Annotated in this window: 27 protein-coding genes; 13 read left to right on the plus strand and 14 right to left on the minus strand. The window is 67.6% G+C overall.

Annotated features, from left to right (window positions below):
• Window positions 1–2: 2 nt before the first annotated feature.
• Window positions 3–1,232, plus strand: coding sequence for a DUF58 domain-containing protein (locus ABW16_RS03650; protein WP_047318086.1), 1,230 nt, complete (start codon window positions 3–5; stop codon window positions 1,230–1,232).
• Window positions 1,232–1,678: a hypothetical protein gene (locus ABW16_RS03655; RefSeq protein ID WP_047317801.1), complete on the plus strand. Its 447-nt coding sequence runs from the start codon at window positions 1,232–1,234 to the stop codon at window positions 1,676–1,678. Before ABW16_RS03650 ends, ABW16_RS03655 begins: the two co-directional genes overlap by 1 nt.
• A 4-nt stretch (window positions 1,679–1,682) precedes the next feature.
• On the opposite strand, the gene ABW16_RS03660 is transcribed toward ABW16_RS03655, so the two are convergent.
• Together ABW16_RS03660 and ABW16_RS03665 are read right to left on the minus strand one after the other, a co-directional pair.
• Window positions 1,683–2,813, minus strand: a complete 1,131-nt coding sequence (locus ABW16_RS03660; RefSeq protein ID WP_047317802.1) for a nitronate monooxygenase — start codon at window positions 2,811–2,813, stop codon at window positions 1,683–1,685.
• Window positions 2,814–2,958: 145 nt separating this feature from the next.
• Window positions 2,959–3,750 carry an HAD family hydrolase gene (locus ABW16_RS03665; RefSeq protein WP_047317803.1) on the minus strand — a complete coding sequence of 264 codons (792 nt, stop codon included), beginning with the start codon at window positions 3,748–3,750 and terminating at the stop codon, window positions 2,959–2,961.
• A 116-nt stretch (window positions 3,751–3,866) separates the two neighbouring features.
• Here ABW16_RS03665 and ABW16_RS03670 point away from each other — a divergent pair, with 116 nt between their 5' ends.
• The 4 genes from ABW16_RS03670 (at window position 3,867) to ABW16_RS03685 (ending at window position 7,564) form a co-directional block, all read left to right on the plus strand.
• Window positions 3,867–4,112 carry a hypothetical protein gene (locus tag ABW16_RS03670; protein WP_047318087.1) on the plus strand — a complete coding sequence of 82 codons (246 nt, stop codon included), beginning with the start codon at window positions 3,867–3,869 and terminating at the stop codon, window positions 4,110–4,112.
• 131 nt (window positions 4,113–4,243) lie between these two features.
• Entirely contained in the window at window positions 4,244–4,753 is a 510-nt protein-coding gene (locus ABW16_RS03675) for a hypothetical protein (protein ID WP_047317804.1), read from the plus strand.
• Window positions 4,754–4,777: 24 nt separating this feature from the next.
• Window positions 4,778–6,052 (plus strand): competence/damage-inducible protein A, encoded by a 1,275-nt coding sequence (locus ABW16_RS03680; RefSeq protein ID WP_047317805.1) that lies wholly within the window; start codon window positions 4,778–4,780, stop codon window positions 6,050–6,052.
• Between the two features lie 48 nt (window positions 6,053–6,100).
• The gene (locus ABW16_RS03685; RefSeq protein ID WP_047317806.1) at window positions 6,101–7,564 is read left to right on the plus strand and encodes a lipase maturation factor family protein; all 1,464 of its coding nucleotides are present in this window, start codon (window positions 6,101–6,103) and stop codon (window positions 7,562–7,564) included.
• Here the strand turns inward: ABW16_RS03685 and ABW16_RS03690 are convergent, their stop codons facing one another.
• From ABW16_RS03690 to dtd, 3 genes are all read right to left on the minus strand, one after another.
• On the minus strand, window positions 7,565–9,025 hold the full coding sequence (locus tag ABW16_RS03690) for an HNH endonuclease signature motif containing protein (RefSeq protein WP_047317807.1): 1,461 nt from the start codon (window positions 9,023–9,025) through the stop codon (window positions 7,565–7,567).
• A 158-nt stretch (window positions 9,026–9,183) separates the two neighbouring features.
• A complete protein-coding gene (locus tag ABW16_RS03695) occupies window positions 9,184–9,612 on the minus strand; it encodes a DUF2834 domain-containing protein (RefSeq protein WP_047317808.1) in 429 nt (142 codons plus the stop codon).
• Between the two features lie 45 nt (window positions 9,613–9,657).
• On the minus strand, window positions 9,658–10,089 hold the full coding sequence (gene dtd, locus ABW16_RS03700) for a D-aminoacyl-tRNA deacylase (protein WP_047317809.1): 432 nt from the start codon (window positions 10,087–10,089) through the stop codon (window positions 9,658–9,660).
• A 53-nt stretch (window positions 10,090–10,142) separates the two neighbouring features.
• Here dtd and ABW16_RS03705 point away from each other — a divergent pair, with 53 nt between their 5' ends.
• The gene (locus ABW16_RS03705; protein WP_047318088.1) at window positions 10,143–10,457 is read left to right on the plus strand and encodes an MTH1187 family thiamine-binding protein; all 315 of its coding nucleotides are present in this window, start codon (window positions 10,143–10,145) and stop codon (window positions 10,455–10,457) included.
• Here ABW16_RS03705 and ABW16_RS03710 read toward each other — a convergent pair.
• The 5 genes from ABW16_RS03710 to ABW16_RS03730 form a co-directional block, all read right to left on the minus strand.
• A complete protein-coding gene (locus ABW16_RS03710) occupies window positions 10,450–11,100 on the minus strand; it encodes a M15 family metallopeptidase (protein WP_047317810.1) in 651 nt (216 codons plus the stop codon). The genes ABW16_RS03705 and ABW16_RS03710 overlap by 8 nt on opposite strands.
• A complete protein-coding gene (gene yaaA / locus ABW16_RS03715) occupies window positions 11,097–11,843 on the minus strand; it encodes a peroxide stress protein YaaA (protein WP_047317811.1) in 747 nt (248 codons plus the stop codon). The genes ABW16_RS03710 and yaaA overlap by 4 nt, the downstream gene beginning before the upstream one ends.
• Window positions 11,840–12,358: a phosphatase PAP2 family protein gene (locus ABW16_RS03720; RefSeq protein ID WP_052956783.1), complete on the minus strand. Its 519-nt coding sequence runs from the start codon at window positions 12,356–12,358 to the stop codon at window positions 11,840–11,842. The genes yaaA and ABW16_RS03720 overlap by 4 nt, the downstream gene beginning before the upstream one ends.
• A gap of 62 nt (window positions 12,359–12,420) precedes the next feature.
• Window positions 12,421–12,867 carry an STAS domain-containing protein gene (locus ABW16_RS03725; RefSeq protein WP_047317813.1) on the minus strand — a complete coding sequence of 149 codons (447 nt, stop codon included), beginning with the start codon at window positions 12,865–12,867 and terminating at the stop codon, window positions 12,421–12,423.
• Between the two features lie 98 nt (window positions 12,868–12,965).
• The gene (locus ABW16_RS03730) at window positions 12,966–14,921 is read right to left on the minus strand and encodes a neutral/alkaline non-lysosomal ceramidase N-terminal domain-containing protein (protein WP_047317814.1); all 1,956 of its coding nucleotides are present in this window, start codon (window positions 14,919–14,921) and stop codon (window positions 12,966–12,968) included.
• A 194-nt stretch (window positions 14,922–15,115) separates the two neighbouring features.
• Here ABW16_RS03730 and ABW16_RS03735 point away from each other — a divergent pair, with 194 nt between their 5' ends.
• The 3 genes from ABW16_RS03735 to ABW16_RS03745 are packed head-to-tail and all read left to right on the plus strand — an operon-like array spanning window position 15,116 to window position 18,176.
• On the plus strand, window positions 15,116–16,417 hold the full coding sequence (locus ABW16_RS03735; RefSeq protein WP_082133940.1) for an acyltransferase family protein: 1,302 nt from the start codon (window positions 15,116–15,118) through the stop codon (window positions 16,415–16,417).
• A 35-nt stretch (window positions 16,418–16,452) separates the two neighbouring features.
• On the plus strand, window positions 16,453–17,154 hold the full coding sequence (locus ABW16_RS03740) for an Rv0518 family GDSL lipase (protein ID WP_047317815.1): 702 nt from the start codon (window positions 16,453–16,455) through the stop codon (window positions 17,152–17,154).
• 44 nt (window positions 17,155–17,198) lie between these two features.
• Entirely contained in the window at window positions 17,199–18,176 is a 978-nt protein-coding gene (locus tag ABW16_RS03745) for an NAD-dependent epimerase/dehydratase family protein (protein WP_047317816.1), read from the plus strand.
• A gap of 16 nt (window positions 18,177–18,192) precedes the next feature.
• Here ABW16_RS03745 and ABW16_RS03750 read toward each other — a convergent pair whose 3' ends face one another.
• The 3 genes from ABW16_RS03750 to ABW16_RS03760 are packed head-to-tail and all read right to left on the minus strand — an operon-like array spanning window position 18,193 to window position 21,049.
• Window positions 18,193–19,785 carry a UbiD family decarboxylase gene (locus ABW16_RS03750; protein WP_047317817.1) on the minus strand — a complete coding sequence of 531 codons (1,593 nt, stop codon included), beginning with the start codon at window positions 19,783–19,785 and terminating at the stop codon, window positions 18,193–18,195.
• A complete protein-coding gene (locus ABW16_RS03755) occupies window positions 19,782–20,393 on the minus strand; it encodes a UbiX family flavin prenyltransferase (protein ID WP_047318090.1) in 612 nt (203 codons plus the stop codon). The genes ABW16_RS03750 and ABW16_RS03755 overlap by 4 nt, the downstream gene beginning before the upstream one ends.
• Window positions 20,394–20,401: 8 nt before the next feature.
• Complete coding sequence (locus ABW16_RS03760) at window positions 20,402–21,049, minus strand: HD domain-containing protein (RefSeq protein ID WP_047317818.1); 648 nt, start codon at window positions 21,047–21,049, stop codon at window positions 20,402–20,404.
• Window positions 21,050–21,215: 166 nt separating this feature from the next.
• Here ABW16_RS03760 and ABW16_RS03765 point away from each other — a divergent pair, with 166 nt between their 5' ends.
• Window positions 21,216–22,160 (plus strand): GlxA family transcriptional regulator, encoded by a 945-nt coding sequence (locus ABW16_RS03765; RefSeq protein WP_047318091.1) that lies wholly within the window; start codon window positions 21,216–21,218, stop codon window positions 22,158–22,160.
• A 10-nt stretch (window positions 22,161–22,170) separates the two neighbouring features.
• Here ABW16_RS03765 and aceA read toward each other — a convergent pair whose 3' ends face one another.
• Window positions 22,171–24,471, minus strand: a complete 2,301-nt coding sequence (gene aceA, locus ABW16_RS03770; protein ID WP_047317819.1) for an isocitrate lyase ICL2 — start codon at window positions 24,469–24,471, stop codon at window positions 22,171–22,173.
• Between the two features lie 229 nt (window positions 24,472–24,700).
• On the opposite strand from aceA, the gene ABW16_RS03775 reads away from it, so the two are divergent.
• A complete protein-coding gene (locus ABW16_RS03775; RefSeq protein ID WP_047317820.1) occupies window positions 24,701–25,066 on the plus strand; it encodes a hypothetical protein in 366 nt (121 codons plus the stop codon).
• A gap of 88 nt (window positions 25,067–25,154) precedes the next feature.
• Window positions 25,155–26,981, plus strand: a complete 1,827-nt coding sequence (locus ABW16_RS03780; protein WP_047317821.1) for a fatty acyl-AMP ligase — start codon at window positions 25,155–25,157, stop codon at window positions 26,979–26,981.
• Window positions 26,982–26,997: the final 16 nt, after the last annotated feature.

A 26,997-nucleotide genomic window follows, 5' to 3' on the forward strand; every position in this document is an offset into this window, starting at 1 on the left:
CCATGCATTGGCGGGCCTCCCCACTGGCCAAGGCGCTGGCGACGGGTGCCGCACTGGCCCTGGTGGTGGCCGTAGGTGCATCGCGCTGGCAGTTGATCGCGTTCGCCGCTCCGTTGCTGGCGGTGTTGTGCTCGCTGGAGCGCCAGCGACCCGTTCCGGCGTTACGAGTACACGCCACACCCGCGGTTCAGCGCTGCTTCGAAACCGAGTCCGTCGAATTGGTGCTCGGCGCAACGACATCGGATCCCGACGTGGACCGCCTGGAGTTGGCGGTGTCGGCCCATCCCGCGCTCACGCTCACGGCGGGCACCACCGCGCCTGGGTGCCGCAAGGCGGTCACTGCCACGGCCGGACGCTGGGGCCGCTATCCGATTCGTGCCACCGTGGGCGCCGTGGGCCGGGGTGGGCTGCTGGTCGGGACCGGAACCGTCGACATCGCCGAGATCACCGTGTTCCCACCGGCGCCGCCGCAGTCCACGCCGCTCCCGCGAAGCGAGCTACTCGACCGGGTCGGCACCCACCTGACTCGGCATACCGGGCGCGGTGTGGAGTACGCCGATATCCGTGCCTACGTTCCCGGCGACCCGCTACGCTCGGTGAACTGGCCGGTCAGTGCGCGACGCGGCAGCTTGCATGTGACCCAGAGGTTGACCGATCGCGGCGCGGACGTGGTGGTCCTGATCGACGCCTACCCGCAGCCTGCCGGCCCGGCGACCGAGGCAACCGAGCGGTCGGTGCTCGGCGCGGCACAGGTGGTGCAGACCGCGTTGCGTAATGGCGATCGTGCCGGGGTCGTCATCCTCGGTGGCCGCCACCCGCGCTGGGTCGGCACGGAGATCGGGCAGCGCCAGTTCTATCGGATCGTCGACGCCGTCCTCGGTGCCAGCGACCGAGTCGAGTCGACCACCGGAACGCTGGCCCCCCGGGCCGCGGTGCCGGCGGGTGCCTTGATCATCGCGTTCTCGACGCTGCTCGACACCGAATTCGCGCTGGCGCTGACCGATCTGCGCAAACGCGGGCACGTGGTACTCGCGGTCGACGTGCTGCCCGGCTCGCCGTTTGAGAACGATGTGGATCCGTTGGTGGCCCGGATCTGGACGTTGCAGCGCAGCGCCATGTATCGCGACATGGCCACCGTCGGCGTCGACGTCGCCTCGTGGCCTGATCAGGAGCCGCTGGAAGAGGCGATGCGCGTGGTGACGCAGCGGCGTCGTCCCCGGGCGGTGCGGTGATGGCGCTTCCGTCGGGAGCCGACAGAGCCCTGCCGCCGGCGCTGTCCGGCATGTGTGGGCTGGCGATGGCCGGAGTCGCCGGTTTGGGCGCGTCGGGTATGGCGGCGATCGCGGCGTTGCTGTCTGCCGGTGCGGTGGTGCTCGGGTTCCGGTGGCGAGTGGCGGCGACGATGGCGGTGCTGCTTGCCGTCGTCGCAATTGGCCTGGCCGATTCGCCCAACGTTTCTGCGGCGGTGGCCGGTCTGGCCGCGGTCGGCTACCTTGCGCTGCGCCACGTCGGCACGGTGACCGTACCGACGGTGATCTTCGCCGTTGGGTTCACCGTCGCGGGGTTGATCGCGACGGTGTTCCCGTGGCGGCTGCCCTGGCTACCGCTGTTGGCGCCGTTCGCGGTGTTCGGCTTGTACGCCGTTGCCGCACAACCTTTTCTGCGCGTCGAGCGGTAGTGGATCAGACGCCCGATGCTTCGTTGAGGGCTTCCAGGGTGCTGGTGGCCTCGAGGTACTCCTGAATCCACCGTTCGATGACAGTCGCGGTCTTCTCCACCTTGGTGAACTGGCCGACGACCTGCCCGACCGGGTTGAACGCGACGTCGACGCTCTCGTTCGGGTACTTGTTCGTAGCACGCACGGCCATGCCGGAGACCATGTACTGCAGCGGCATACCCAACGGCTTCGGGTTCTCCGGGGCTTCCCAGGCCTCGGTCCAGTCGTTGCGCAGCATCCGGGCCGGCTTGCCGGTGAAGGAGCGGCTGCGGACGGTGTCGCGGCTGCCCGCCTTGATGTAGGCCGCGTGCTGCGCCTCGGTGTTCGAGGATTCCTCGACCATCAGCCACTGTGAACCGGTCCACGCGCCTTGTGCGCCCAGCGCCAGGGCCGCGGCGATCTGCTGGCCGCTGCCGATGCCGCCCGCCGCCAGCACCGGCACCGGTGCGACCGCCTTGACGACCTCGGGCCACAGCACGATCGAGCCCACGTCGCCGCAGTGGCCGCCGGCTTCGCCGCCCTGGGCGATGATGATGTCCACGCCGGCCGCGGCGTGCTTCTGTGCCTGTCGCGCGGAGCCGCACAGCGCGGCGACCTTGCGGCCCGACTCGTGGATGTGCTTGATCATGTCCGCCGGGGGAGTGCCGAGCGCGTTGGCGATCATCGTCACCTTCGGGTGCTGCAGTGCCACCTCGACCTGCGGGGTGGCGGTCGCTTCGGTCCAGCCGAGCAGCTGCAGGCTGTCCTCGTCGGCGCCCTCGACCGGCACGCCGTGGTCGGCGAGGAGCTTCTTGCCGAAGTCGAGGTGCTGCTGGGGGACCAGCTTGCGCAGCGATTCGGCCAGTTCCTCGGCGGACTGTCCGGAGTCCATGCCCTCGTACTTGTTCGGGATGACGATGTCGACGCCGTACGGGTGGTCGCCGATGTTCTCGTCGATCCACTTCAGCTCGATCTCGAGCTGCTCCGGGGTGAAGCCCACCGCGCCCAGCACCCCGAAACCGCCGGCCTTACTCACGGCGACCACCACGTCGCGACAGTGGGTGAAAGCGAAGATCGGGAACTCGATGCCGAGTTCGTCGCAGAGGGGAGTGTGCATGACCTACTCCTTAACGGGGCGGGGATCGAAGTGAAACGTGTTCTAATTAACTACCAGACTCGGCATCACGAGGCCAGTCGGGCCTAGGTGGGCTGGTGATACCTAACACTACCGGCGATCGTGTCCGGGGTCATCGGATAGTAGTTCAGCGAGTGGAAAATGCGCGCAGTACCGCCACCCCGAAGCCGGCGGCGCGGCGTAAGGACCGCCCACCGGTGCGGACGGGGTCGGTGATGCGCAGCACCGGCCAGTCGTTCTCGGCGGCCAGCGCCGCCAGCCCGGGTCGAGGATTGACCGGGCGGGGCCGGCCGACCAGCGCCATCAAAGCGGCATCCTCGTCGCCGTCGGCGTAGAAGAAGCTCTGTTCGAGGTCAATCCCGTTATCGGCGCAGAACGCCTGCACCGTGGCAGCCTTCTGGGCACCCCACACCACGGGCTTGACGATGTCACCGGTCAGGATGCCCCGCTCGTCGAGTTCGAACCGGTTGCACAGCACCTGCCCGATGCCCAGGAACCGGGCTACCGGTTCGGCGTGGATGGTCAGTGCCGAGGAGCTCAGCACAACGGTGTGTCCGCGCTGCTGATGTGCCCGCACGATCTCGTGCATGTGTGGGTAGATCCGGCTCGTGATGTGGTCGGAGAACAGTCGTGCGCCGACGTCGTTGAGTTCGCCGATGGACTCGCCGCGCAGATAACCCGCTGCTCGCACCAGCAGCCGCTCGAACTGCATGCGTCCCAGGCGGTACCGAACGGCGGCCTCGACCACGCCGAACACCTCACCGGCGCGGGCTTGGCGTCGGCGGATCCGGTCGCCGGCATGTGCGGTGGCAGTGAACCCGGACACCAACGTGCCGTCCAGGTCGAAGAACGCCCCGATCCGGGCGCCGGATTCGGTCCGGGCGACATCGGCGATCGGATCGCTCGGTACTGCGGTCATCGCCGTCGATGTTACGTCGGCGCCTCGCAGTCCGGGGCGGTCACGCGCCGCGCGGCGGGAGGACGTATCTGGGCAGCTGATAGCGTATTTGGCCTATGGATGAAAAGGCCGGCGCAATGAGCACTGAGACCAGTGGGACCACCGCGACCGACGCGCGGGAGATTTTGTCGGAAAAAGCGGAGCAGAACGGCTGGCGGCGCACCCAGCGCGAGCGTGTCGATGTCTACAGTCGCGGGATCTACCACGTTCACGCGATTTGGCGCGACAACAACACCCTCAACGGCGGATCGCACTACGAGGACTCCATCTTGCTGACGTACACGACGGACCTCGCGAAGACTCAGGGCTGGTTGGCCCGCTGACGCCGGCGCGGTAACTGTCGCGGCTCCGGTTCGCAACGGTTGCATAACCGCCCCTCGTGTCACACAGGCAACAGCTTTCACACGGATAACTTCAGTCCCGACCTTCTATTTGTTGGGATTGGGGAGAAGCCATGTCACGAATCCGTAAGTACCTGACCGTCGCGGCCGGCACCGCCGCGGGACTGTTCCTGGGGGCGCTGGCGTCCAGCGCCACCGCCAACGCCGACACCGTGCCGATCAACCCCGGGCTGCCCGGTGTGGTCGAGCAGATGGTTGCGTCCTCGACGAGCATTCCGCAGCAGTTGCTGCAGACCACCACCTCGGCGCTGAGCGGCACCACCTTCGCTCCGCCCGCGACGCCCGGTCAGGCGCCGCTGGCCACCGCGACCTTCAACGTGCCGCCCTCGCCGAGCGCGATGCCGCAGCAGCAGGCCTCGGCCACCGGGCTGCCCGGCTTGGGGAACCTTCCGGCGAGCCTGAGCTCGGTGCTGCCGTTCCCGATGCCGAACTTCGGCGGTCCGGCACCGGTGGCTGCGGCGCCGACGGCGTTCGCTCCCACCGGGTATCTGCCGACCGTTCCGGTTGCGCCGGTTGCTCCGGTGTCGCCGATGGAGGTCATGCTGATTCCGGGCTTGCCCTGACGCTGACTGCGTAATCTCGGACCGGTGAGCGCACGCGCAGGAATCGTCGTCACCGGTACCGAGGTACTCACCGGACGTGTGACCGACCGGAACGGACCGTGGTTGGCCGACCGGCTCCTAGAACTCGGAGTCGAGTTGGCGCACATCACGATCTGTGGTGACCGGCCCAGGGATATCGAGAGTCAGCTGCGGTTCCTGGCCGCCGAGGGTGTGGACTTGATCATCACCAGCGGCGGCCTGGGGCCGACGGCTGACGACCTGACGGTCGACACCGTCGCCAGGTTCTGCGGCCGTGACGTCGTGCTCGACAACGAACTGGAAGCCCGGATCGCCGACATCATCAAACCCATGATGGCGCGCTACACGGGTCCGGGCGCTCCGGATTTTGCGACGGTCCGGGCGGCCAACCGCAAACAGGCGATGGTTCCGGCCGGCGCGACGATCCTGGACCCGGTGGGCACCGCGCCCGGCGTGGTGGTGCCCGGTGCGCCGACCGTCGTGGTGCTACCGGGGCCGCCTCGTGAGCTACAACCGATGTGGCACAAGGCAATAGAGACTGCCGCGGTGCAGGAGGCGTTGGCCGGACGGACGCATTACGAGCAGCACATGATCCGGATGTTCGGCTTGCCTGAATCCGGTCTGGCTGACACGCTGCGGCACGCGCAGGATGTCGTCGGCGACTTTCGCCGGCTGGAGATCACCACCTGCCTGCGCCGCGGCGAACTGGAGATCGTCACGCGCTACGAGCCGGACGCCGCCGGCGCCTACGAGCAGTTGCTGGCACTGCTGCGTGAACGGCATTCCCGGGCCATCTTTTCCGAGGACGGTTCGCAGATCGACGATCTGGTGGCGGCGCTCTTAGCCGGTCGACTGATCGCGACCGCCGAATCCTGCACCGCGGGCCTGCTGGCGGGCCGGTTGGCCGACCCGCCGGGCGCGTCGAATTACTTGGCCGGCGGAGTGGTGTCCTACTCCAACGAGGCGAAGGTGGAACTGCTCGGCGTCGACGCGGCCTTGATCGCCGAACACGGTGCGGTCTCCGAGCCGGTGGCCGAGGCCATGGCCGCGGGCGCGCTGCGCCGCTTCTCCGCCGACACCGCGGTAGCGATCACCGGAATTGCCGGGCCCGGTGGCGGAACGCCGGACAAACCGGTGGGCACGGTGTGCTTCTGTGTGGCGCTAGGTGACGGCCGGATGACCACGCGGACCACCCGGTTGCCAGGGGAACGGGCCGACGTCCGGGAACGCTCGACGACGGTGGCCATGCATCTGCTGCACCGCACACTGTCAACCGGCTGATTCCTGCCCCAACCGGTGGTATGAACATCACACCGAGGAGTTGCAGGTGTGAACACACAGTGGACGTGGTTGAGCGGTTCCGGCTACTGGCTGGGCCGATTGATCCTCGAACGCGGGATCGCCGCCATCTACGTCGTCGCGTTTGTCGCAGCCGCCCGGCAGTTCCGTGCACTGATCGGCGAACACGGCATGACGCCGGTGCCGCAGTACGTGCGCCGCCGCCCGTTTCGTCTGACGCCCAGCATCTTTCACCTGTACTACTCGGATCGCTTCTTCGCCTGCGTGTGCTGGCTCGGCGCGGGCCTGGCCGCGGCTCTGATGGTGGGAGCCGGCGAGCTGGTACCGCTGTGGGCGGTGATGGCGATCTGGCTGGTGCTCTGGGGGCTCTATCTGTCGATTGTCAATGTCGGCCAGACGTGGTACGCGTTCGGCTGGGAATCGATCCTGCTGGAAAGCGGGCTACTGGCCGTCTTCTTGGGCAATGACCGCGTCGCGCCACCGGTACTGGTCATGTGGCTGGCTCGTTGGCTGCTGTTCCGCATCGAGTTCGGCGCGGGGCTGATCAAGCTGCGCGGCGATTCCTGCTGGCGTGACTTGACCTGCTTGTACTACCACCACGAGACCCAGCCGATGCCGGGGCCGTTGAGCTGGTTCTTCCACCACCTGCCCAAACCCTTGCACCGAATAGAGGCAGCGGGCAACCATGTCGCCCAACTGGTGGTCCCGTTCGGGCTATTCGCTCCGCAGCCCATCGCCGGTGTGGCCGCCGGGATCATCATCGTCACCCAGTTGTGGCTGGTGGCCTCGGGCAACTTCGCCTGGCTGAACTGGATCACGATCGTCTTGGCTGCCGGCGCCCTCGACGAATCCTGGTTGACCGGAAGGATTTCGGGCCTCCAACCGCCAGCCATGGCGCCAGCCCCGGTGTGGTTCACCGCTCTGGTGATGGTGTTCGCCGCGATGGTGGTGATACTGAGCTACTGGCCGGTGCGCAACCTGGCATCACGTCATCAGCGCATGAATGCCAGCTTCAATCCGCTTCATCTGGTCAACAGCTACGGTGCGTTCGGGACTGTTGGTCGTTCCCGCCGGGAGCTGGTGATCGAGGGGACCGCAGAGGCTGAGCTGTCCGACCAGACGGTCTGGAGCGAATACGAGTTCAATGGCAAACCCGGTGCGGTGGAACGCCTTCCGCGTCAATGGGCGCCGTATCATCTGCGGCTGGACTGGCTGATGTGGTTCGCCGCGCTCTCGCCCCGGTACGCGCTGCCGTGGCGTGACGCGCTGCTGCAACGGTTACTGCGCAATGACCGGGACACGTTACGTCTGTTGCGCCACAACCCGTTTCCGGACAGCCCACCGAGCTTCGTGCGGATACTGCTCTACGAGTACCGCTTCACCACCCGCTCCGAGCGGCGATGCAACGGGACCTGGTGGCACCGCAACCTGGTGGGCGTCTATCGGTCGCCGGTTTCGGCTGCCGGGACGTCGGTGCCTCCCGGTTCCCGTTAGTCATTGGGCTAGTTCCCAATCTTCGGGTGGATCCGGGTCGTCTGGTGGTGGGTCTGGGCGCAGGTGTGTGTTGATGATGTCTTCGATGAAGTGATACGGATTGACGCGGGGCTGACCGCGTTCGAGGTGTGGCGGGGGGATCCACTCCACTTTGCCGGTGGGGCCGAGTCGGGTGAGCCAGTTGTGTTCGGTGGCCATGCGGTTGTCGGGTGGGCAGGCTAGGGCGAGAGCGTCGACGTCGGTGCGCCCGTTGTGGGCCCAGTCGTTGTCGAGGTGATGCGCCTGGGAAAGATACCCCGATACGGTGCAGCCGGGGCGGGTGCAGCCGCGGTCGCGGGCGTGCAGGACGATGCGTTGGTCGGCGGATGCGAGGCGTCTGGTGCGGCCTAGCCACAGGGCGCGCCCGTTGCCGTCGAATATGGCGAGATAGTGGTAGGCGTGTTCGGCCATCCGCAGCAGGTCGCTCATGGGCAGCAGCGTCCCGCCGGCGGTGTGGGCTTTGCCGGTGACAGGTGCAGCGTCGGGTGGGGGGTGTCCTGCTGCGGCGTGGAGTTCGGCCAGCGTGGTGGTGACGATGACGGTGACTGGCAGGCCGTTGAGTTGACCGAGATCTTTGATGGCGAGCAGGGCGCGGCTGGCGGCCAGCAGGGCGTCGTGGTTGCGTTGGTCGGGTCGGCGGTCATCGGTGCGGATTTGATCTTCGGTGGGGGTGCCTTGCACGCAGGGGTGTTCGTCGGCGGGGTTGCACATGCCGGGGGCGGCGAGTTTGGCCAGGATGGGTTCCAAGGTTGCGCGTAGTTCGGGGGTGATTTTGCCGGTCAGGGGGCTCAGGCCGTCGGGGCCTTGGCGGCCCAGGCGTAGCCCGCGGTGGGCATGGCGTTCTCGCTCGCTGAACTCGTCGTCTTCGTTGAGCACTTCCACGAGGTGATGGGCGAATCGGGTGAAGATCTCGGGTTCGTATTCCGCGGCGAGCACGGCCAGATGGGCGTCGATGCGCTCACGTTTGTCGGCCGAGACCGCGGCAGGAATTTTCGCGTATGCCTTGCGGGCAATCGTCACGTGCTCGGGACCGATCTGACCGGAGGCTTGGGCGGCAGCCAGGGCCGGCAGTACGGGATCGAGGGGTTGGCCGGTCATGGCGGTGCGCGGTCCTAGTTCGGCGGCTTCGGCGACCCGGCGGCGGGCGTCGGCGCGGCTGATCCGAAGTCGTTCGGCCAGAGCTTTGGTCAGCGAGCACGCCCCGAGCAGTCCGGGATTGGCTTGCGCGGCCAGGCGGGCCAGGATCTGGTGATCGACCGCGGGTGCGCGCCAGGCCAGCGTTTCGCGGCGGGTCAGCACGGCCATCAATTCCTCGGCGTTCAGGCCATCGAACGAGCACTGCGCCAGCTGGTCGTAGGCGGCCTCGATCGCGTCCAGGCACCCCAGAATGGTGTCCCGATCCGCGATCGCATTCCTACCCATACATCGAACAATAGTTCGATGAACCGACAGAAAACGTCGGCTGACCAAAACCTGTTAGCAGGATCGCCAATTGTGGATAACTGTGGCCATGCGCCCCTGCCGCATGGCCAGGGCCGAACTGACGGTGTGGGCAGTGCCGCCGCCGTCGGGGCTGGACGCTACCGGGCGTCGACCCACAGGGTGAGGCTCGCCGCCACGAGGGTAAGCGCGGAAAGCAGTGCTATATCGGTGCCACCCAGCCGGGGTGTTTCCGAGCCCTCGGCCGCCAACCGGCGTTCGCGGGCGATCAGGAACAGCGGGAAGGTCACGCTGATCGCGGTGAGGAACGCACCTGCGATGTAGGCCCAGACGAACCGCACGTTGTGTCTGCGGGCTTCGAGAACCATCAGAATCATCGCCGCCAAGGTCAACAGCAAGATGTCTGCCGTGATCGAGCGCGACGCGGGGTTCACCGCTGTGTCGGGGATGAACCGGGACAGAGGTCGGTCGCCCCCGTTGTAGGCCAGATTCTGGCTCCAGGTGGCGACGAGCGCGGCGAGGGCAATCGCGGCGTAGACGCCGCAGCGGATCTTGGCGGCTGTATTCATGCGGACACGTTAACGACCACGGGGTGAAGGCACGGCGGTTTCGGCTCAGAGCTCGAGCAGCACCGTCACCGGACCGTCATTGACGAGTTCCACCTGCATATGCGCCCCGAACTGCCCGGTCGCGACGTGCGCGCCCAAGCCTCGCAGTGCCTCGGCGAACTCGGCGACCAGCGGCTCGGCGACCGGAGCCGGAGCGGCGGCATTCCACGATGGCCGGCGCCCCTTGGCGGTGTCGGCGTAGAGCGTGAACTGGCTGACCACCAGAATCGGCGCGCCCACGTCCGCTGCCGACTTCTGATCGTCGAGGATCCTTAATTGCCAAAGCTTTTCGGCGAGCCGCTGCGCCGTGGCGGAATCGTCGGAGTGGGTCACACCGACCAGAGCGAGCAGGCCCTGGCCGTCTGGGTCGATCGCACCGATCGTCTGACCGTCGACACTGACCCGGGCCGATGAGACACGCTGGACCAGAACTCGCACGGCATCGATGCTAGGTAGGCTCGCCGTTAGGCCTACCGGGAGGGGTGAGTCAGGTGTCGGTCTTGGTTGCGTTCTCGGTTACGCCGCTCGGTGTGGGGGAGGGAGTCGGCGAGATCGTCGCGGAGGCGGTCCGCGTCGTTCGGGAGTCGGGCCTGCCCAATCGCACCGATTCCATGTTCACCGTGATCGAAAGCGACAGCTGGGCCGAGGCGATGGCCGTGGTGCAACGGGCGGTGGAAGCGGTAGCGGCCCGGTCACCGCGGGTCAGCACCGTAATCAAAGCCGATTGGCGTGACGGCGCGGTCGACGCGATGAACACCAAGGTCGAATCGGTGGAACGTCACCTGGCTCAGCCGCCGCCTAATTGACCGGCACGTCGAGGATCGGCCGTCCCACGTCGGCGCCCGGGCCGTTGAAATGCCACCATTCGCCCGAATACACGGCCAGACCACCGGCACTCATTGCGTCGCGCAGGGCGGCACGCTCGGCGGCGGCACGTGGGCTGATCCCGTCGGCGAATGCCGTTGCAGCCGGGGAGAAGTCATCGAACCCGGTGCCCATCTCCGACAGCCGCCCTTGCGCGTCCGCGGTAGTCACGTCGACCGACCGCCCGGTCTCGTGGCTGCGGGCCAGTGAGCCCGGCCGGGCCACCCAGTTCGGGTTGGGCACCACTTCGAACATCCGCACCTGCACGCTGTGGGGCCGGTAGCAGTCCCAGAACACCAGAATGCGGCCTCGGCTGCGCAGCGCGGCGGCGGCGGTCGCCAAACCCGGCGCCAGCGACTCGTGCACCAGACACCGAGCGTTAGACGGGTAGAGCTGTTCGCCCACGAAGTTGTTCGCGGTGGCGTAGCGCAGGTCGATGATCGCGTCCGGCACGGCGGTGCGGACTTCGACGAACCCGGCCGCACCGGCCTGCGCGCTGACCGGTGGCACCTCCGGGGAGGCGGAAGCCACGCCGGCAAGCCATCCCGTCGTGATCAGTGCGATCGCGGCCAGTTCCCGGATCATGCGGCGACCACGATCGTCAGCCGACGGTCGTCGCGTTCCACCCGCATCCCGGCCCGGCGAGCCGTGGCCGCCACTGCTGCGGCGTCGTCGGGTTCGGCCCGGGTGGTGGCCAGCGCCCGCGCCAGTCGCCCCTTGTGCGCCTTGTTGAAATGGCTCACCGAGACCCGCCGTCCGTCGGCGTGCTCGGCGACCACATCGACGCGGACGGAACCGGGAATGGCGGCCAGTGCCGCATAGGACCCCGACCGCAGGTCCACGACCAGCTCGGCGGCGGCGATCTCGGCCAGTACCGGTTCCAGTAACGGTCGCCAGCGCCTGGCCAATCCCGGTTGTCCGGGCAACTTCGAGGTTGCCGAGAGCCGGTACGCGGGCACCGGGTCCGTTGCCCGCAGCAGTCCGAACAAGGCGGATCCGACGGCCAGCCTGGCGGCGGCCCGGGCGGCCGCGGCGCCGCGCAGCGAGTCGACGTCCAGCGCCTCGTAGAGCACACCGGTGTAGCGGTTGATCGCCGGTGCGGTCGGAGCGGTCCGCAGCGCGGCGTTGCGTTCGATCTCACCGTCCTGGGACGCCGACAAACCCAGTGCGCTGCGGCTGGCGTCCCGATCAGCGGCCAAGGCCACCAGCTCGTCGACCAGTTCCGCCCTCAGGCTGGTGAGTTGCGGGGATGCCAGTGTATCGAGGCACAGCGGTGGTCCGTCGCCGCCGGCGCGTTTCGTCTCCGACGGGGGCAGCAGCACGATCACAGCGCAGACGTTAACCGAGCCGTTCCAGACACCAGCGCGGTGGCGAGCATCGTCGCACCGACGGTATCGGTGAGGAAATGGTAGCCGCAGGCCACCAACCCGAGGATGCCCAGCAGGCTTACCAGCGCGGCTGCGGCCAGGGCCCAGAGCCGGCCCAATTTCGAACTGGCCACCACGACCATCATTCCCAGCACCGCCACCAATAGCGCGGTGTGGCCGCTGGGGTATTCCAGGTAGGGCCCATTACGCCGGTCGAAGAAGTGCTTGAGCGCCACCGTGGCGACGGTGACGGCGAATGGGCAGGCCAGCACCGCGGCCGCCAGCGCCCACTGTCGCCGCGACAAGGCGACCACCAGGCACGCCACCGTCACCGCCAATACCAACCAGCCGCTGGTGAAGATCAACAGCCACCGGGGCTGCCCGCCGATGAGGGTGAAGGTGGCGCGACTGAACCAGTTGTCGATGGGTGTCGAGTCGCGGCCCACCGCCCAGCCCAGGCCCAATGTCGCCAGCACGCCGGCCAGCGGCCACCAGCGCCAGGCGGTGGCGAGACCCCGACCTATGTCAGGGACCTATCTCAGGCCGACTTCTGGAACAGCGGCAGTAGCATCTGGCGGCGCTGGTCGTTGCCGTCGGCAAGTGCGTGCAGCGCTTGCTCCACCGAACGCGACGTCGGGAACATGGCGTCCTCATCGAAGTCGCCGAGCAGCTCGTGCACGGATGAGCTCTCGACGAGCGTCCATCCCACGCCCGCGGCACGGCAGTCGCCGTCGAGGACGCACAGCAGCCAGATGCCGGCGGCGGCGAACGAGGTGACCCCGCTCAGGTCGAGTACCAGCGGTTCCTTCGCGAGGACGAAGCGCCGGGCGTGCTCGCTGAGCTGGTCCACGTTGGTGGCATCGATTCGGCCCCGGATCGCGATCACCGTCGCGAGGTGACGGTAGTGGGCCCGAATCTGCGCGTCGCCGCACTCGACGACCGGGTTGATCCGAGCGGTGCCCCGTGTGGTGATGTCGATTGCCATGCCAGCCCCCGCCTTCTATGTCGATCGCTGTCGGCAGATGAGCCAACCTCGATGTTCCCGACGTTATGCGGTGAAGTTAAGGCGTCTTGGGCGGCCGATTAACGCTTTGGTGAGATCTCGAACGGCTCGGTTGCCCCGGTGAACGCACTGATCCGCCCATTTCGGTCCCGGGCGTCGCCGTCATAGCGAAGCCGGTATTGCCCGGCGGGGGTGTCGTCGGGCATCGTCCAGGTCACGGTGATTGTCGACCCGCGCCGGCCGGCGCGTCGCCAGCGGAAGGTCGTCGACCAGTCACTGTCGTCGGCCACGGTGCTCCACTCGCCACCGGTTTGGTGCTCCACCCGCAGGTAGGTGCCACCGCGGTGCAGGTCATTGTTCGGGTAGGCGCCGGCGAACACCGCCGACACCGTGGTGCCCGGAGCGTAGGCAGGCAGCGGGGCTTGCAGGACATCGCCGAACCGCTGGCCGCCGGGCAGCTCATCCGGCTTTGCCCGGCGACGTGACCGCCGCCGGCGGGACGGCTCGGCCGGCCGCTGGCCTTCGGGTGCCGGCCGCTGCTCCCGCATCGCCGTGGCCAGCTCAGCCACCACCTGCTGCAGGGCCGGCAGCTCCCAGCGCCCGAACAGGGTGCTGCCACCCTCGTAGCGCTGCTCGTCGTATTCCTCCGGCGTCGTCACGTAGTGCAGATAGCCGTTGCTGTAGCCCGCCACCAGCACGTCGCGGAGTTCGGCGCCGACGATCTCGGCCACCGTGCGGCGCAGCCGCAGACCCGCCACGATGGTCACCTCGGCGGGAATACCGATCAGGTACAGCTGCCCGATGCGCAGCAGCTGCACCGGGCCGCCCTCCGGCATCAGCATCGACAGCGCCTTGTTCAGCCGGATTCCCGGGCCCACCGCGCCCTTGGGGGCGTGCGCGTCGCGCAGTCGAGGGGAGAGGCGGAACACCGTGTTGGCGACCAGGGCGTCGAAGATGCGGTTACGGCCCTGCTTGAACACGGGGTACAGCGGGCCGGCGCCCTCGTCGGTGCCGGCCAGGCACGACGCACCCGCGATCGCGGGACCGGTGCGATGGGCCCGGCCGTCGCCGGTGAATTCGGGCCGGACCTCGAAATCCGTCAGGTCGACGTAGGTGGCGCGGGCGTCAAGCCCGCCGGTGACCTCGGTGCCATGCCCCAAGGTCAGTTCGGTGGCCGCGGCGGCTTGGCGGGACCCGATGATCCGGGTGTTCTCGAACTCGTCCTCGGTGGGGCCGCTGCCGGGGCGATGGTTGAGGTTCGGCGACATGTCCCCGGAATTGGTCTGGGCGAAGGCGGCGATGAAATCCGGTGGCGTCGCTGCCAGGTAGTCGACGCCGTGGTCCAGGCGCTCGCACTGGTAGGCGGCATAGCCCTTGTTGTCGCCGCTGATCAAGGTGTTGCGGTTGGTCATGGACGTGCCGTGGGTGGCAAACCAGTTCACCGCACCGACCAGCCGGCCGTCCCGTTCGATGCGCAGCAGCGTGGTCTGCGGATCGATCTTGTCCGGGAAGTGGGCGCGGTCGGCTTCCGGGTTGCGGGCGAACGACGACGGCGAGCGATTGCTGCTGGCGTCGTGCAGCCGGCCCACGGCGAGGCTCAAGCCGGCGGGGGCGAGGTCGGCATGCGCCCGGTCGACGGCGTCGCAGATCCCATCGACGATCGCGTTGAAGGTCTGGTGCCGGAACCCGTTGGTGTTCGAGTTGTAGAGCCGGTGGTCGGAGTAGCCGCCAGGGCCGCAATGGGTGTGCGTCGCCGTCAACATCACGTTGTGGAATGTGTACAGCTCGCCGTAGGTCGCGGCCAGGCGTCCGAGCACCTCGTGGTGGATGCTTTCCAGCAGCAGCGGTATCTCGCAGACCACCAGCAGCAGCCGGGTGCCGGCGGCCGCATCGGCGATGACGAATGCCCGCGCGCGCAGCCGGTTGTGCAATCCGTCGGTCTGCTGCGAGGCCACGCCGTAGCCGAGCATTCCGCACTCGGCCGGCTCGCCGGTGATGTCGGCGATTCCGCGCCCAACCTGATAGTCGTCTGGCATCGCTACAGTATTCACAACGGCCCCGCTGGCATCGTCGCCGACGTGCCCGGCCGATAACTTCACCCGGGACAGTCCCGCTGCTAGTCTTCGAGGGCTGCCGGCTACCGGGTTGCGGCTGCCGATCGCCGGGTCGTCTCGGCGGGCCCGCACCCGAGGCAGTCAAGGCATGCGAAGCCCACCGGCGAAAGAGTGTTGTGCGCAGCGGAGAGATCAAGGCCCTGACCGGGCTTCGCATCATCGCCGCGGTATGGGTGGTGCTGTTTCACTTCCGGCCGTTGTTGCGACTGGCGTCCCCGGAGCTCAGCGATGCGCTCGCCCCGGTGCTCGACCGAGGCGCCCAAGGCGTCGATCTGTTCTTCATCCTCAGTGGCTTCGTCCTGACCTGGAACTACCTGGAGCGCATGGGGGAGACGTTCTCGGTGCGCGCCACGGTGCACTTTCTGTGGCTGCGGCTGGCCCGGGTCTGGCCGATCTACCTGGTCACGATGCACCTGGCGCTGCTGTGGGTGATCTTCACTCTTCATGTCGGGCATGTGCCCACCGAGGACCTCAGCCGGATCACCGCGATCAGCTATGTCCGTCAGGTCCTGCTGGTGCAACTGTGGTTCGAGCCGTTCTTCGACGGGTCGAGTTGGGACGGCCCGGCCTGGTCCATCAGTGCCGAGTGGCTGGCCTACCTGTTGTTCGGCGTGCTGGTGCTGGCGGTCTACCGGATGATGCGGGTGACCTCGGCGCGCGGGCTGGCGGCACTGGCGATCATCGCCTCGCTTCCGCCGCTGCTGCTGTTGCTGGCGACCGGCCAGTTCTACAGCCCGTGGAGCTGGTTGCCGCGCATCGTCATGCAGTTCACCGCGGGTGCCCTGGCCTGCGCCGCGGTGCGCAAGCTGGCGCCCACCGACCGGTTCCGCAGCGCCGCGGGTTACTGCTCCGCACTGCTCATCGCCGCGATGGTCGGCGTTCTGTACTACTTCGACGGCCATCCGATCTCGGGGCTCTACGACAGCGGCGGACTGGTGGATGTGCTGTTCGTGCCGTTGGTGATGGCCCTGGCGATCGGTATCGGAAGCCTTCCGGCGCTGCTGTCCACCCGCGTGATGGTCTACGGCGGGCAGATCTCGTTCTGCCTGTATATGGTCCACGAGCTGGTGCACACGTCCTGGAACTGGGCCGCAAAGCAATTCGAGATCGTGCTCGACGAGGGGGCGACCGCGGCCAAGTGGATGGTGTGCGGCTTGCTGGTGGCGGCGACGTTGTTGTCGATGCTGCTGTTCCACGCTGTTGAGGAGCCCGGTCGGCACTGGATGCGCAAGATGATCGGCGCCCGGCCCGAGTCGGCGCAGGTCACACCGACAGAAGATCCCCTGGCGGTCGAGCCGGTCGAACCGGTGGGCCCGCCGCACAACTCGGGAGACGTGAACGAGTCGACCGACTCGGACGACTCGGATGACCAAGTCCTTGAGGAGCCCTCGGTCGCGGTTCCGGCTAGTCTGCGCTGAAGTTTGATTGGGGGAGGTAACCCGTGGGTCGGGTGATGACATTCGCCGTCGTGATGGTGACCGGCGTCGTCGCGGTCGTCGCAGGGACCGGCTACTTGTCGCGCGATCACGAGTCGACGCGCCACTACGAGACCGTGCCGCTGAGTTCCTCGCCGAATCGGATTGCGGTGATCGGTGACTCCTATACGGCCGGGTACGAGGACACCGGTCGCGGTGCGGCGAATTGGACCGAGCGGGCGTGGCAGAACCTGGCCGGCCGCGGGGTGTACGTCAGCGCCGACGTGGCGGCCGAGGGCGGTGCGGGTTACGGCGTGCGTGGCAACCTCGGCGGGCTGTTCGGCGACCTGACCCGCCGTGCGGTGCAACCCGACGACGCGTTGGTGGTGTTCTTCGGTTCGCGCAACGACCAGGACGTCGAGCCAGGCGAGTTGAGCCGACTGATCGCCGACACCTTGGGTTTGGCTCGCCGCACCGCGCCGGGGGCGCGGATGCTGGTGATCGGGCCGCCGTGGCCGGTTGCCGACGTCCCGGGCAACGTGTGGCGGATCCGCGATGTCCTCAGTACGCAAGCACGTGTGGTCGGCGCGGAGTTCGTCGATCCGCTCGCCGAGCGGTGGTTCGTCGGCCTGCCCGACCTGATCGGCCCGGACGGGGTGCACCCCACCGATGCCGGTCACGCCTACATGGCCGACAAGATCGCACCGCTGATCGGCGCCCAGCTGCCGAAACGGACCTGACCGCAGCGGAAACGGACCGGGGGCGAAGAAGGGACTTGGCGAACATGCAGGTGTTGATCACCGGCGGAACGGGATTCGTCGGAGGCTGGACCGCCAAGGCGATCGCCGATGCCGGACACCGGGTCCGCTTCCTGGTGCGAAATCCGGCGGGGCTGCACGACAGCGTGGCGCGGCTGGGTGTCGACGTGTCCGACTACGTGGTGGGTGACATTACCGACGTGGACTCGGTACGCGAGGCCCTGCGCGGCTGCGATGCGGTTGTGCACGCCGCCGCGGTGGTGGCCACCGATCCGCGGCAGACGGCGCAGATGCTGGCCACGAACTCGGCCGGTGCCCACAACGTGCTCGGCGGAGCGGTTGAGCTGGGGCTGGACCCGATCATTCACGTCTCCAGCTTCACCGCGCTGTTTCACCCCGGACTGACGACGTTGCGGGCTGACCTGCCGGTGGCAGGGGGCGCGGACGGCTATGGCCGGTCGAAGGCCCGTGAAGACCTCTACGCGCGCGGCCTGCAGGACGCCGGGGCCCCGGTCAACATCACCTATCCGGGCATGGTGCTCGGACCTCCGGTCGGAAACCGGCTGGGGGAGGCCGGCGAAGGCGTACGGGCCGCGCTGCAGATGCATGTCATCCCCGGGCGTGGCAGTGCCTGGCTGGTGATCGACGTTCGTGACTTGGCGGCAATGCATCTCGCGTTGCTGGAGCCGGGCCGTGGCCCGCGCCGCTACATGGCCGGCGGTCGGCGGATACCGCCGGGGCAGTTGGCGAACCTGCTTCAAGAGCTGTCGGGTTCGCCCATGGTCGCGCTGCCGATACCGGATATCGCCCTGCGCTGGGCGGGCCGGTTCCTGGATCAAGTCGAGCGGGCGCTTCCGATCTCGACCCCGTTCACCGAGGCCGGGATGCAGTACTACACCCAGATGCCCGAATCTGATGACACCCCTGCCGAGCGAGACCTCAGCGTGGTGTTCCGTGACGTCCGCGAAACTCTGGCCGACACCGTGGCGGGCATCCGCGCGTAGCCCCGTCCGCCGGCGGCTACACCTGAGGCATCCGCCTGCTCAGCTTCTCCAGCGTGAGCATCTCGCGGCCCCGGGCGTCGAGATAGGGGATACCGATCCCGTACTCGGACCAACGGGCGGCGATCTGCGATTCCAGTTCCGCGGGCAGCCGGTCGGTCGGCGGGAAACGCCGCCCGCCCCATGCCGGCCGGGGGGCGACGCCCCAACTGCGGGTGGCGTCGACGAGCACCCGCGTCCACTCGCCGCTGCCGTAGAGGTTGGTGTCATTCCGCTCCGGCGGGGTCGACGGATCCAGCGACGAGCCTAGTCCCGGACCGAAGAAGGCGATGTCGCCGCTGCCGGCGTTGACCCGGTAGGACATCGCCCAGTCCAGGGCCGCGGGGTCGTGCAGATCGACGTCTTCCTCCACAACGACGACGTTCTTGTGGAACCACATCGACCCGCCGGTGCCCCACAGCGCGGCCGCAACCTGTTGCGCATGCCCGCGGTACCGCTTCTGAATCTGAACCAGGGTGTTCTGACCGTTGGTGACCTCGGTCATCCAGACGTCGGTGATGCCGCCGATGCCGAGATCGTCAAGGGTGTTCCAGGTGATCGCCGAGCGCGCGAAGTTGATGATGCTGTCCTCGTTGAGCATTCCGGGCCGGATGCCTTCCAGGGTGCCGCGCAGCACCGGGTCGTCACGGTGGGTGATCCGGGTGACGCGCAGCACCGGGGCGGGCGCCGCGTCGCCGATGAAGCCCGGGTACTCGGCGAACGGGCCCTCCATGACGAAGGTGGACGGATCGGGATCGATGAAACCCTCGACGACGATCTCGGCGGTGGCCGGCACCAGCAGCGGCACCGTGTCGCAGGCCACCAGATCGACGGGGCGGCCCAGCAGAGCGCCCATCATGTCCCACTCGCAGATGTTCTTCGGGAACGGGCTGCCGGCGCAGAACGGCAGCACGTCATGCCACCCGTAGACGACGGCGACCGGCATGGGCTCGGGCCGGTAGTCCGCCATGTGGCCGCCCCAGCCCTGACTGGGCACCAGCAGTTTGGCGATCTTGTCGCGGTCGACGATCATGCCGCGGTACAGGCCGATGTTGTCGCGTCCGGTGACCTTGTCCTGGGTGACCACCCCGCAGAAGGTGTCCAGGTAGCGGCCGCCGTCCTCACCGTGCCACTTGGGCACCGGCAGCTCCCAGAGGTCGATGTCGGCACCCTCGACAATGTTCTGTTTGACCGGCCCGGTATCGACCACCCGCGGCGGGATGGGCCGCCGGAAGGCCTCCCGCAGGTAAGCCACGATCTGCGAATCGCTGGTGTCCTCGGGCAGACCCAGCATCAAGGTGACCTGGCGCCGGCTGCCGATCGCCGAGGTCAGCAGCTTCGTGCACCGGGTGTCCTGGTGGCCGATGATGTTCTCGAACAGCAGTGCCGGGCCGCCGAGACAGAGATTGGCACGGGTGATGGCGCCGATCTCCTCGTCCCAGTCCACCGGCACGCTGATCCGGCGCAACTGTCCGGCGGCCGCCAGCGTGGTGAGCCAGCTGCGCAGGTCGGGTTCCGCCCGGTGACCGTCGACGCCGGTGCCGTGTTCGGAAAGCCCTGTCCCGGTGGTCATTTCGTTCCCCTCACTACGGCCAGCGGAGCCGGGTCGTCGTCGCCGCCGGGCCGGTGGTCTTTCCAGCGGTCGATCAGCGAGTGTTCGATCCCGAGTTGGTCGATGACCCGGCCGACGATGTAGTCGGTCACTTCGCCGACGGAACCAGGTCGCCCGTAGTAGGCGATGGTCGGCGGAAAGATCACCGCCCCGGCGCGGGCCAGGTGATGCATGTTCTCCAGGTGGATCTCGCTGAGCGGGGCTTCGCGTGCGACCAGGACGAGCTTGCGGCGTTCTTTGAGCGTGACGTCGGCGGCTCGGGTGATCAGGTTGTCGCTGAAGCCGATTCGGATGGCGCTCAACGTCTTCATGCTGCAGGGACACACCACCATGCCATCGGTGCGAAACGACCCGCTGGAGATGCCGGCCGCCAGGTCGCCGACGCTGTAGGTGTGCGAGGCCAGGGCCCGGACTTGCTCGACGGTGAAGTCGGTTTCGATCTTGATGGTTGCCCGTGCCCAGTCGCTCAGGACGAGATGGGTCTCGACGCCCAGCTGCCCGAGAGCTTCCAGTAGACGGATGCCCAGCGCGGCTCCGGTCGCACCGGTGATGGCGACCACCACGCGCATGTCGGCGCCTACTCGGGCCATGAGTTGCCCAGGATGAGGTCGGCGAAGTCGACCGGCTCGAAGGTGGGGTCGAGGTGCTTCAGGACGTCGTCGTTCATGGTGCCGAAGGTGGTGTGCGGCCGGTGCCGCATCCCCTCGTTGAAGGCGGCAAGGATCTGCTTTTTGAAGTTCGGACGTGGATGGGCCGCCGTGACCGCAGCGATGTCCGCGGGGGAGAGGTCATCACGTCCGATGCCTATCACGTCGGTTTCGACGCCGGCGGTGACCAAGGCGATTTCCGGATCGAGGAACTCGGGCACGCCGGGGGTGGTGTGCAGGGCGATGGCGAGCCACACCTTGTGGGCCTCGGCTTCGCCGACTCCGTGCTGCAGCAGGAAGTCTCGCGCTGCGTTGGCGCCGTCCACCTCGAAGCGCACGGTTGATTCCAGGTAGCGCTGGGTGAGGCCCAGATCGTGAAACATCGCTGCGGCGTAAAGCAGTTCCAGATCTGGCCGCAGCCCGCGGCGGCGGCCCTGCAGCGCGCCAAACAGAAACACCCGGCGCGAATGGTCGAAGAGTAAGTCGTCTTCGGCATCTCGAATGAACGCGGTGATCTCCCGTGCCAGCGCAGAGTCGGGAATGGTGATGTCGGCGATTGTCTCGATCGACTGGGTCATGGACGCATCTCCTTGCTTGGGTCTGCAGCCATTCTGTGTTTGGCGCGTCGAGTCGACCGCGGCCGTTCACGCCGCCTTTCCCACAGAATGCGACATGCTCCCTGAGCGGATTGGTCAGCGAAAGCGACATAATGGCTGCGTGACAGACGCCGGTGCCGGGGCGCGACTGGTGGTGATCGTCGTCTTTGACGAGGTGACGATGCTCGATGTCGCCGGGGCCGCGGAAGTCTTCGTCGAAGCCAATCGGTTTGGCGCGGATTACCTGGTCAAGATCGCCTCGGTGGATGGCCGCGATGTCACGACCTCGATCGGCGCCCGGTTGGGCGTCACCGACAGCATTGCCGCCATCGGGTCGGCCGACACCGTGTTGGTGGCCGGCGGCGACCAGTTACCCCGGCGGCCCATCGATCCCGCACTCGTCGAAGCCGTCAGGTCGGTGGCGGGTCGAACGCGGCGCCTGGCGTCCATCTGCACCGGGTCCTTCATCCTTGCGCAGGCCGGCATGCTCAGCGGCCGTCGTGCCACCACCCACTGGCATGACGCCCGGTTGTTCGCGCGGGCATATCCCGACATCGCGGTGGAGCCGGACGCCATCTTCATCCGTGATGGCGACGTCTACACCTCGGCCGGGGTGTCAGCCGGCATCGACCTCGCGTTGGCGTTGGTCGAAATGGATCACGGCAGCAAGCTGGTTCGCGAGGTCGCGCGATGGTTGGTGGTCTATCTCAAACGCGCAGGCGGACAGTCACAGTTCTCCGCGCTGGTCGAGGCCGATCCGGCTCCCCAGTCTGCGCTGCGCAAGGTTACCGATGCGATTGTGGCCGACCCGGCCGACGACCACAGCGTGGACGCGCTTGCCAGGCGCGCCGCCTTGAGCAGCCGGCAACTGACAAGGCTGTTTCAGGCTGAGCTCGGGACCACCCCGGCCCGCTACGTCGAACAGGTACGCATCGATGCCGCGCGTGCCGCGCTCGATGCCGGCCACAGCGTCACCGAGTCCGCACGCCGAGCAGGATTCGGCAGTCCCGAAACCCTGCGTCGAGTATTCGTCGACCACTTGGGCGTGTCGCCGAAGGCCTACCGCGACCGGTTCCGCACGACAGTGCGCTGAGTCGGCGGCGTCAGTCCGCTTTGTCGATCAGCTTGCCCAGCGCCACCCGGTCGGATGCCAGCAGTTCGTCGATGCGCGGCTGGTTGACGTCCGCGACGATGATCTCGCCGACCTCCTGGCTGACGTTGCTGAAGATGCCGTGCTCCTTCATCTTCTCGGTCTGGTACAGGTTGTCCTGAGTGGGCGTGACGTAGTGCACCGCCGCAGCCTTGAACCGGTGGATCAGCCACAGGTGGGTGAGGTCCATCAACCGCTTCTGCCGAAGCTTCTCGGCGAAGGTGTTCTGGTCGCGCACCGTCAAGATGCTGCGACCGTGCCGGTCCTTGATCGGGTCGACGATCACGTTGGCGACCTTCTCGTCGTTGTCGCCGTAGATCCCCAGTTCCAGCACGTCGGATCCGGGACGGGTGGGCCGCAGTTGCGCACGCAGCTTCTCGCCGAGCTGATAGTGCTCGGCCCACAACGCCAGCCAATCCTCCAGCAGCTTCTTGGGCACTTCGGTCTGCACCAGGTGCTGATGCTGCGTGGAGCCGGCGCCCATCGCCTTGGTGGTGGCCGTGCGCCCGGACGATGCGGCCAGCGCGGCGTCGCTGCGCGGTCCGCCGACCAGTGTCTGGGGTGTGCGGTACGGCGACTCCACCAGCCGCATCTTGCGCTGCAGGCGGGCCAGCGCCAGCATGCCGTCTTGCAGCAGCGTGGCCGCGAATTCCTCGGAGGCCACGCCGTCGACCTGGTGGCCGCCGTAGGTGATGAAGTTGAAGACGAAGCCCAGCTTGCCGATCTCGGCGGGGAAAGCCCGCATCTGTTCGTCGGTCATGCCGGTGGTGTCCCAGTTGAACGAGGGGGACAGGTTGTAGGCCAGCATCTGGTCGGGGTACACGGCGTGGATCGCCTCGGCGAACTCACGAGCATCGGCCAGATCGGCGGTCTTGGTCTCCATCCAGAGCAGGTCGGCGAACGGGGCGGCGGCCAGTGACTTGGCGATCGCGTAGGGGATACCGCCGCGCACCTGGAAGTAGCCTTCGGGTGTCTTGGCCCGTTCGCAGTCCCAGCCGGGGTCGGCATTGAGCTCGGCCGCCTTTTCGCGGGCGGTGTAAAGCGGTGCCCGGGCGGCGAATTCCCGCCACTGCGCGGCACTCATGTCTTTCGGCTCGCCTTCGCGTTCGGCGAACTCGAGCATCTCGGCGACGGCGTCGCCGAACGTCATCAGCCCGGCGTCGTTCTGCCATGCCTCGACGAACTTCGATTCGATGTCGTCGAAGACGGCGTCGACGGACTGCCGGCCGTCGTCCCGCCAGCCTTCGGCGGCTTTCGTGATCAACGCGGTGATGCCGTTGCGTTCCAGCCAGGCGTCGGCGGCGGTGTACTCGCCCTCCGGCAGGGCGTAGAGCAGATGACCGTTGATCGCGGTGATCCCGGCGTTGTAGAAGGACCGGGTCATCGCCAGGAAACAGGCCTTGTAGGACGGGATCTTCAGGTTGGTGGTGCCCAGGATGAACGGCTGGTCGCGTTCGTCGCCGCGACTCTCGACCAGGTTGGCTGCCTCGGCGTCCGTGCGCGCGACGATGATGCCGGGCACACCCATGATGTCCAACTGGAAACGGGCGGTGTTGAGGCGCTTGATCTGCTCGTCCGAGGGCACCAGCACCTTGCCGCCCTGGTGCCCGCACTTCTTGGTGCCGGGCCGCTGATCTTCGATGTGGTAGCCGGGCACACCGGCTTCCACGAAGCGCCGGATCAGGTTGCGCACGTGGGGATCACCGCCGTGCCCGGTGTCGGCGTCGGCGATGATGAACGGCCGGTAGTCCACAGCGGGGGTGGCGGCGCGCTGTTCCTCGGTCATCTGCAGGCGCAGGTACTGCTGGTTGCGGTCGGCGGTGAGCAGGGCACGCACCAGCCCGGACGCCTCGTCGGGCACCTGACTCAGCGGGTAGCTGGCCAGGTCGGGGCCCGGGTCTTCGGTGATGGAGCCCTTGGCGGAGGTCGCCCAGCCGCCCAGGTAGATGCCCTCGATGCCGACCCGCTTCATCACCACGGCCTGGCCGGGCGAATACGGGCCGAAGGTGGTGATGCTCTTCTTGGCGGCGAACAACTCGCGGAGCCGGGCGTAGAACGCCGTGGCCGCCTCGCGCGCCACCGGGTAGTCGGAGGGGATGGTGCCGCGCTGCTCGACGACCTGGCGGGCGGTGTAGAGACGGGTGATGCCGTCGAAACGCGGGCTGTCGAAGTACTTCTGCACCGCTGCGATGTCGGCGTCCACATCACGTTCGACCGGTGCACTCGCCGCCGCGTTCGTCTCGATGGTCGTCATGGAATATCGCTCCTGTTCGCTGGGTTGATGCGGCGGTCCCAGCTTCGCCTCTCCTTCGTCGAGCCTCGCTGAACCGCCCGGTCCGCGCGTGCTTCCTTCCCCGTATTGTGCCGCCGTACGCTGAGCGATAGTTCGGTTTTGCCTACATCTTCAGCACTGCGCGGCCGACGCCGCAGAACTCGCACGAAGGCCTCGGATTAGTGGGCTGAGGTGGCTAAGCTCAGGCTCTATGACGTCCCGGTCGGACCGGTGGAGAGAGCACTGGGAACAGCCGCCGCAGCCTGTCGTGGTGGGCCGCTGGGCGGCACGGCGGATGAGCCGGCGCTTCGCCGGGGTGGGCGTCCGCATTCCGCCCGCGCGGCTACGGGAGCTGGCGGTCGGTGCACCGTTGGCGTCGGCGGAGTCAGTCGACTACGCGTTCGCGCTGGCTGCGACGGAGATGAAGCACGAGCAGCGTCTGGCCCGGGCGCGACGCAATCGGCGGCGTCTGGTCAACGCGCTCATCGTGGCCGGCCTGATGCTCGCCGCACTCAATCTGCTGATCTGTATGGGCTACCTCTTCATCAGCCTCGCGCTGCGTGAACCGGCTATGTGATCCATCACCACCCAACTCCATTGTGGTGGAGGTCCTTTGATGTCCGAGCGGGCTTGGTCGAAGAAGCCGGGGACTTAGACTGCGGGGCATGACGCAGTCGCAGCGCCCGACGACCCTCAAAGGGCTGGTTCAGATCGAGGAGTGCCTGGACGCCGACGGCGGCATCGTTTTGCCACCGGGTGACACCTTGATCTCGCTGATCGACCGCAATATCGCCAACGTCGGGGACGCGGTGGCGTTCCGCTATCTCGACTATGCCGGCCAGCACGAGGGCCAGGCGGTGGAGCTGACCTGGACGCAACTCGGCGAGCGATTGCGCGCCATCGCCGCCCGGCTGCAGGGCCTTACTGCTCCCGGCGACCGGGTGGCGATCCTGGCGCCACAGGGACTCGACTACGTCACCGGGTTCTATGCCGCGCTCAAGTGCGCGACCATTGCGGTGCCGTTGTTCGCCCCCGAATTGCCGGGTCACGCCGAGCGGCTCGACACCGCATTGCGCGACTCCACCCCGGCTGTGGTCCTGACGACAGCTGCGGTGCGGCGCGTCGTCGACGATTTTCTGGGCAAGCTGCCCCAGCAGCTGCAGCCCCGCGTTCTGGTCATCGACGAGATACCGGACTCGGCGGGGGAGGCCTTCGTGCCCGTCGACATCGACGTCGACGACGTGTCGCACCTGCAGTACACCTCGGGCACCACGCGGCCGCCGGTCGGTGTGCAGGTGACGCACCGCTCGGTTGCCACCAACCTGCTGCAGATGATCCTGTCGATCGACATGCTGGACCGGAACACGCACGGGCTCAGCTGGTTACCGCTCTATCACGACATGGGTCTGTCGATGATCGGGTTTCCGGCCGTCTACGGGGGACACTCCACGCTGATCTCGCCGACGGCGTTCATCCGCCGGCCGCAGCGCTGGATCACTGCGCTGTCGGATGCCTCGCGGCGCGGCCGGGTGGTCACCGCCGCACCGAACTTCGCCTATGAACTGACCGCGGCGCGGGGCCTGCCCGTGCCGGGAGCCGACATCGACCTCTCGAACGTGGTGATGATCATCGGCTCCGAACCCGTGAACATGGCAGCGATCACCGCCTTCAACGAGGCGTTCGCACCGTATGGGTTGCCGCCCACCGCCATCAAGCCGTCCTACGGGATCGCTGAGGCCACGCTGTTCGTGGCCACCATCGCTCCCGATGCCGAGGCGAGCGTGCTTTACCTGGACCGCGAGCAACTCGGTGCCGGCCACGCTTCGGCGGTTGCCGCCGATGCGCCGGGTGCGGTGGCTCAGGTCTCGTGCGGGCAGGTTGCCCGCAGCCTGTCGGCGGTGATCGTCGACGGCGACGCGGAACTGCCCGACGGTCGCATCGGCGAGATCTGGCTGCATGGCGACAACGTCACCGCCGGTTACTGGGGCCGGCCCGACGAGACCGAGCACGCGTTCGGCGCCCGGCTGCGGTCTCGGCTGGAACACGGCAGTCATGCCGGGTCGACACCGGCCGACGGTGCTTGGCTGCGCACCGGCGACCTGGGCTTCTATCTGGATGGTGAGCTCTACGTGACCGGCCGCACGGTGGATCTGATGGTTCTTGGGGGACGCGGTCACTATCCGCAGGACATCGAGGCCACCGTGGCGGCGGCCTCACCGATGGTGCGTGCCGGTTATGTGGTGGCGTTCGCGGCGCCCGCCGATACCACCGGCCAGCTGGTGATCGTCGCCGAGCGCGCGACCGGCACCGGCCGCCAAGACCCAGCGCCGGCGGTCGCGGCCATCCGAGCGGAGGTTCAGCGGGTGCATGGGGTGAACGCCGTGGACGTGCGGTTCGTCCCTGCCGGCGCCATTCCGCGGACCACCAGCGGAAAGCTCGGCCGGATCGCGTGCCGCGAGCAGTATGTGGCGGGCACGCTCGGCGTGCACTGAGACGACTGTGCTGGGG

This window comes from Mycolicibacter heraklionensis, from assembly GCF_001021505.1.
In the GTDB taxonomy this organism is placed as follows: Bacteria; Actinomycetota; Actinomycetes; order Mycobacteriales; family Mycobacteriaceae; genus Mycobacterium; species Mycobacterium heraklionense.

Bases quoted from the DNA above. Each gene is read 5' to 3' on its own strand.
- ABW16_RS03650 (WP_047318086.1), top strand. From the start codon at position 3: ATGCATTGGCGGGCCTCCCCACTGGCCAAGGCGCTGGCGACGGGTGCC.
- ABW16_RS03655 (WP_047317801.1), top strand. From the start codon at position 1,232: ATGGCGCTTCCGTCGGGAGCCGACAGAGCCCTGCCGCCGGCGCTGTCC.
- ABW16_RS03660 (WP_047317802.1), bottom strand. From the start codon at position 2,813: ATGCACACTCCCCTCTGCGACGAACTCGGCATCGAGTTCCCGATCTTC.
- ABW16_RS03665 (WP_047317803.1), bottom strand. From the start codon at position 3,750: ATGACCGCAGTACCGAGCGATCCGATCGCCGATGTCGCCCGGACCGAA.
- ABW16_RS03670 (WP_047318087.1), top strand. From the start codon at position 3,867: ATGAGCACTGAGACCAGTGGGACCACCGCGACCGACGCGCGGGAGATT.
- ABW16_RS03675 (WP_047317804.1), top strand. From the start codon at position 4,244: ATGTCACGAATCCGTAAGTACCTGACCGTCGCGGCCGGCACCGCCGCG.
- ABW16_RS03690 (WP_047317807.1), bottom strand. From the start codon at position 9,025: ATGGGTAGGAATGCGATCGCGGATCGGGACACCATTCTGGGGTGCCTG.
- ABW16_RS03695 (WP_047317808.1), bottom strand. From the start codon at position 9,612: ATGAATACAGCCGCCAAGATCCGCTGCGGCGTCTACGCCGCGATTGCC.
- ABW16_RS03710 (WP_047317810.1), bottom strand. From the start codon at position 11,100: ATGATCCGGGAACTGGCCGCGATCGCACTGATCACGACGGGATGGCTT.
- ABW16_RS03725 (WP_047317813.1), bottom strand. From the start codon at position 12,867: ATGGCAATCGACATCACCACACGGGGCACCGCTCGGATCAACCCGGTC.
- ABW16_RS03730 (WP_047317814.1), bottom strand. From the start codon at position 14,921: ATGCCAGACGACTATCAGGTTGGGCGCGGAATCGCCGACATCACCGGC.
- ABW16_RS03740 (WP_047317815.1), top strand. From the start codon at position 16,453: ATGACATTCGCCGTCGTGATGGTGACCGGCGTCGTCGCGGTCGTCGCA.
- ABW16_RS03745 (WP_047317816.1), top strand. From the start codon at position 17,199: ATGCAGGTGTTGATCACCGGCGGAACGGGATTCGTCGGAGGCTGGACC.
- ABW16_RS03750 (WP_047317817.1), bottom strand. From the start codon at position 19,785: ATGACCACCGGGACAGGGCTTTCCGAACACGGCACCGGCGTCGACGGT.
- ABW16_RS03755 (WP_047318090.1), bottom strand. From the start codon at position 20,393: ATGCGCGTGGTGGTCGCCATCACCGGTGCGACCGGAGCCGCGCTGGGC.
- ABW16_RS03760 (WP_047317818.1), bottom strand. From the start codon at position 21,049: ATGACCCAGTCGATCGAGACAATCGCCGACATCACCATTCCCGACTCT.
- aceA (WP_047317819.1), bottom strand. From the start codon at position 24,471: ATGACGACCATCGAGACGAACGCGGCGGCGAGTGCACCGGTCGAACGT.
- ABW16_RS03775 (WP_047317820.1), top strand. From the start codon at position 24,701: ATGACGTCCCGGTCGGACCGGTGGAGAGAGCACTGGGAACAGCCGCCG.
- ABW16_RS03780 (WP_047317821.1), top strand. From the start codon at position 25,155: ATGACGCAGTCGCAGCGCCCGACGACCCTCAAAGGGCTGGTTCAGATC.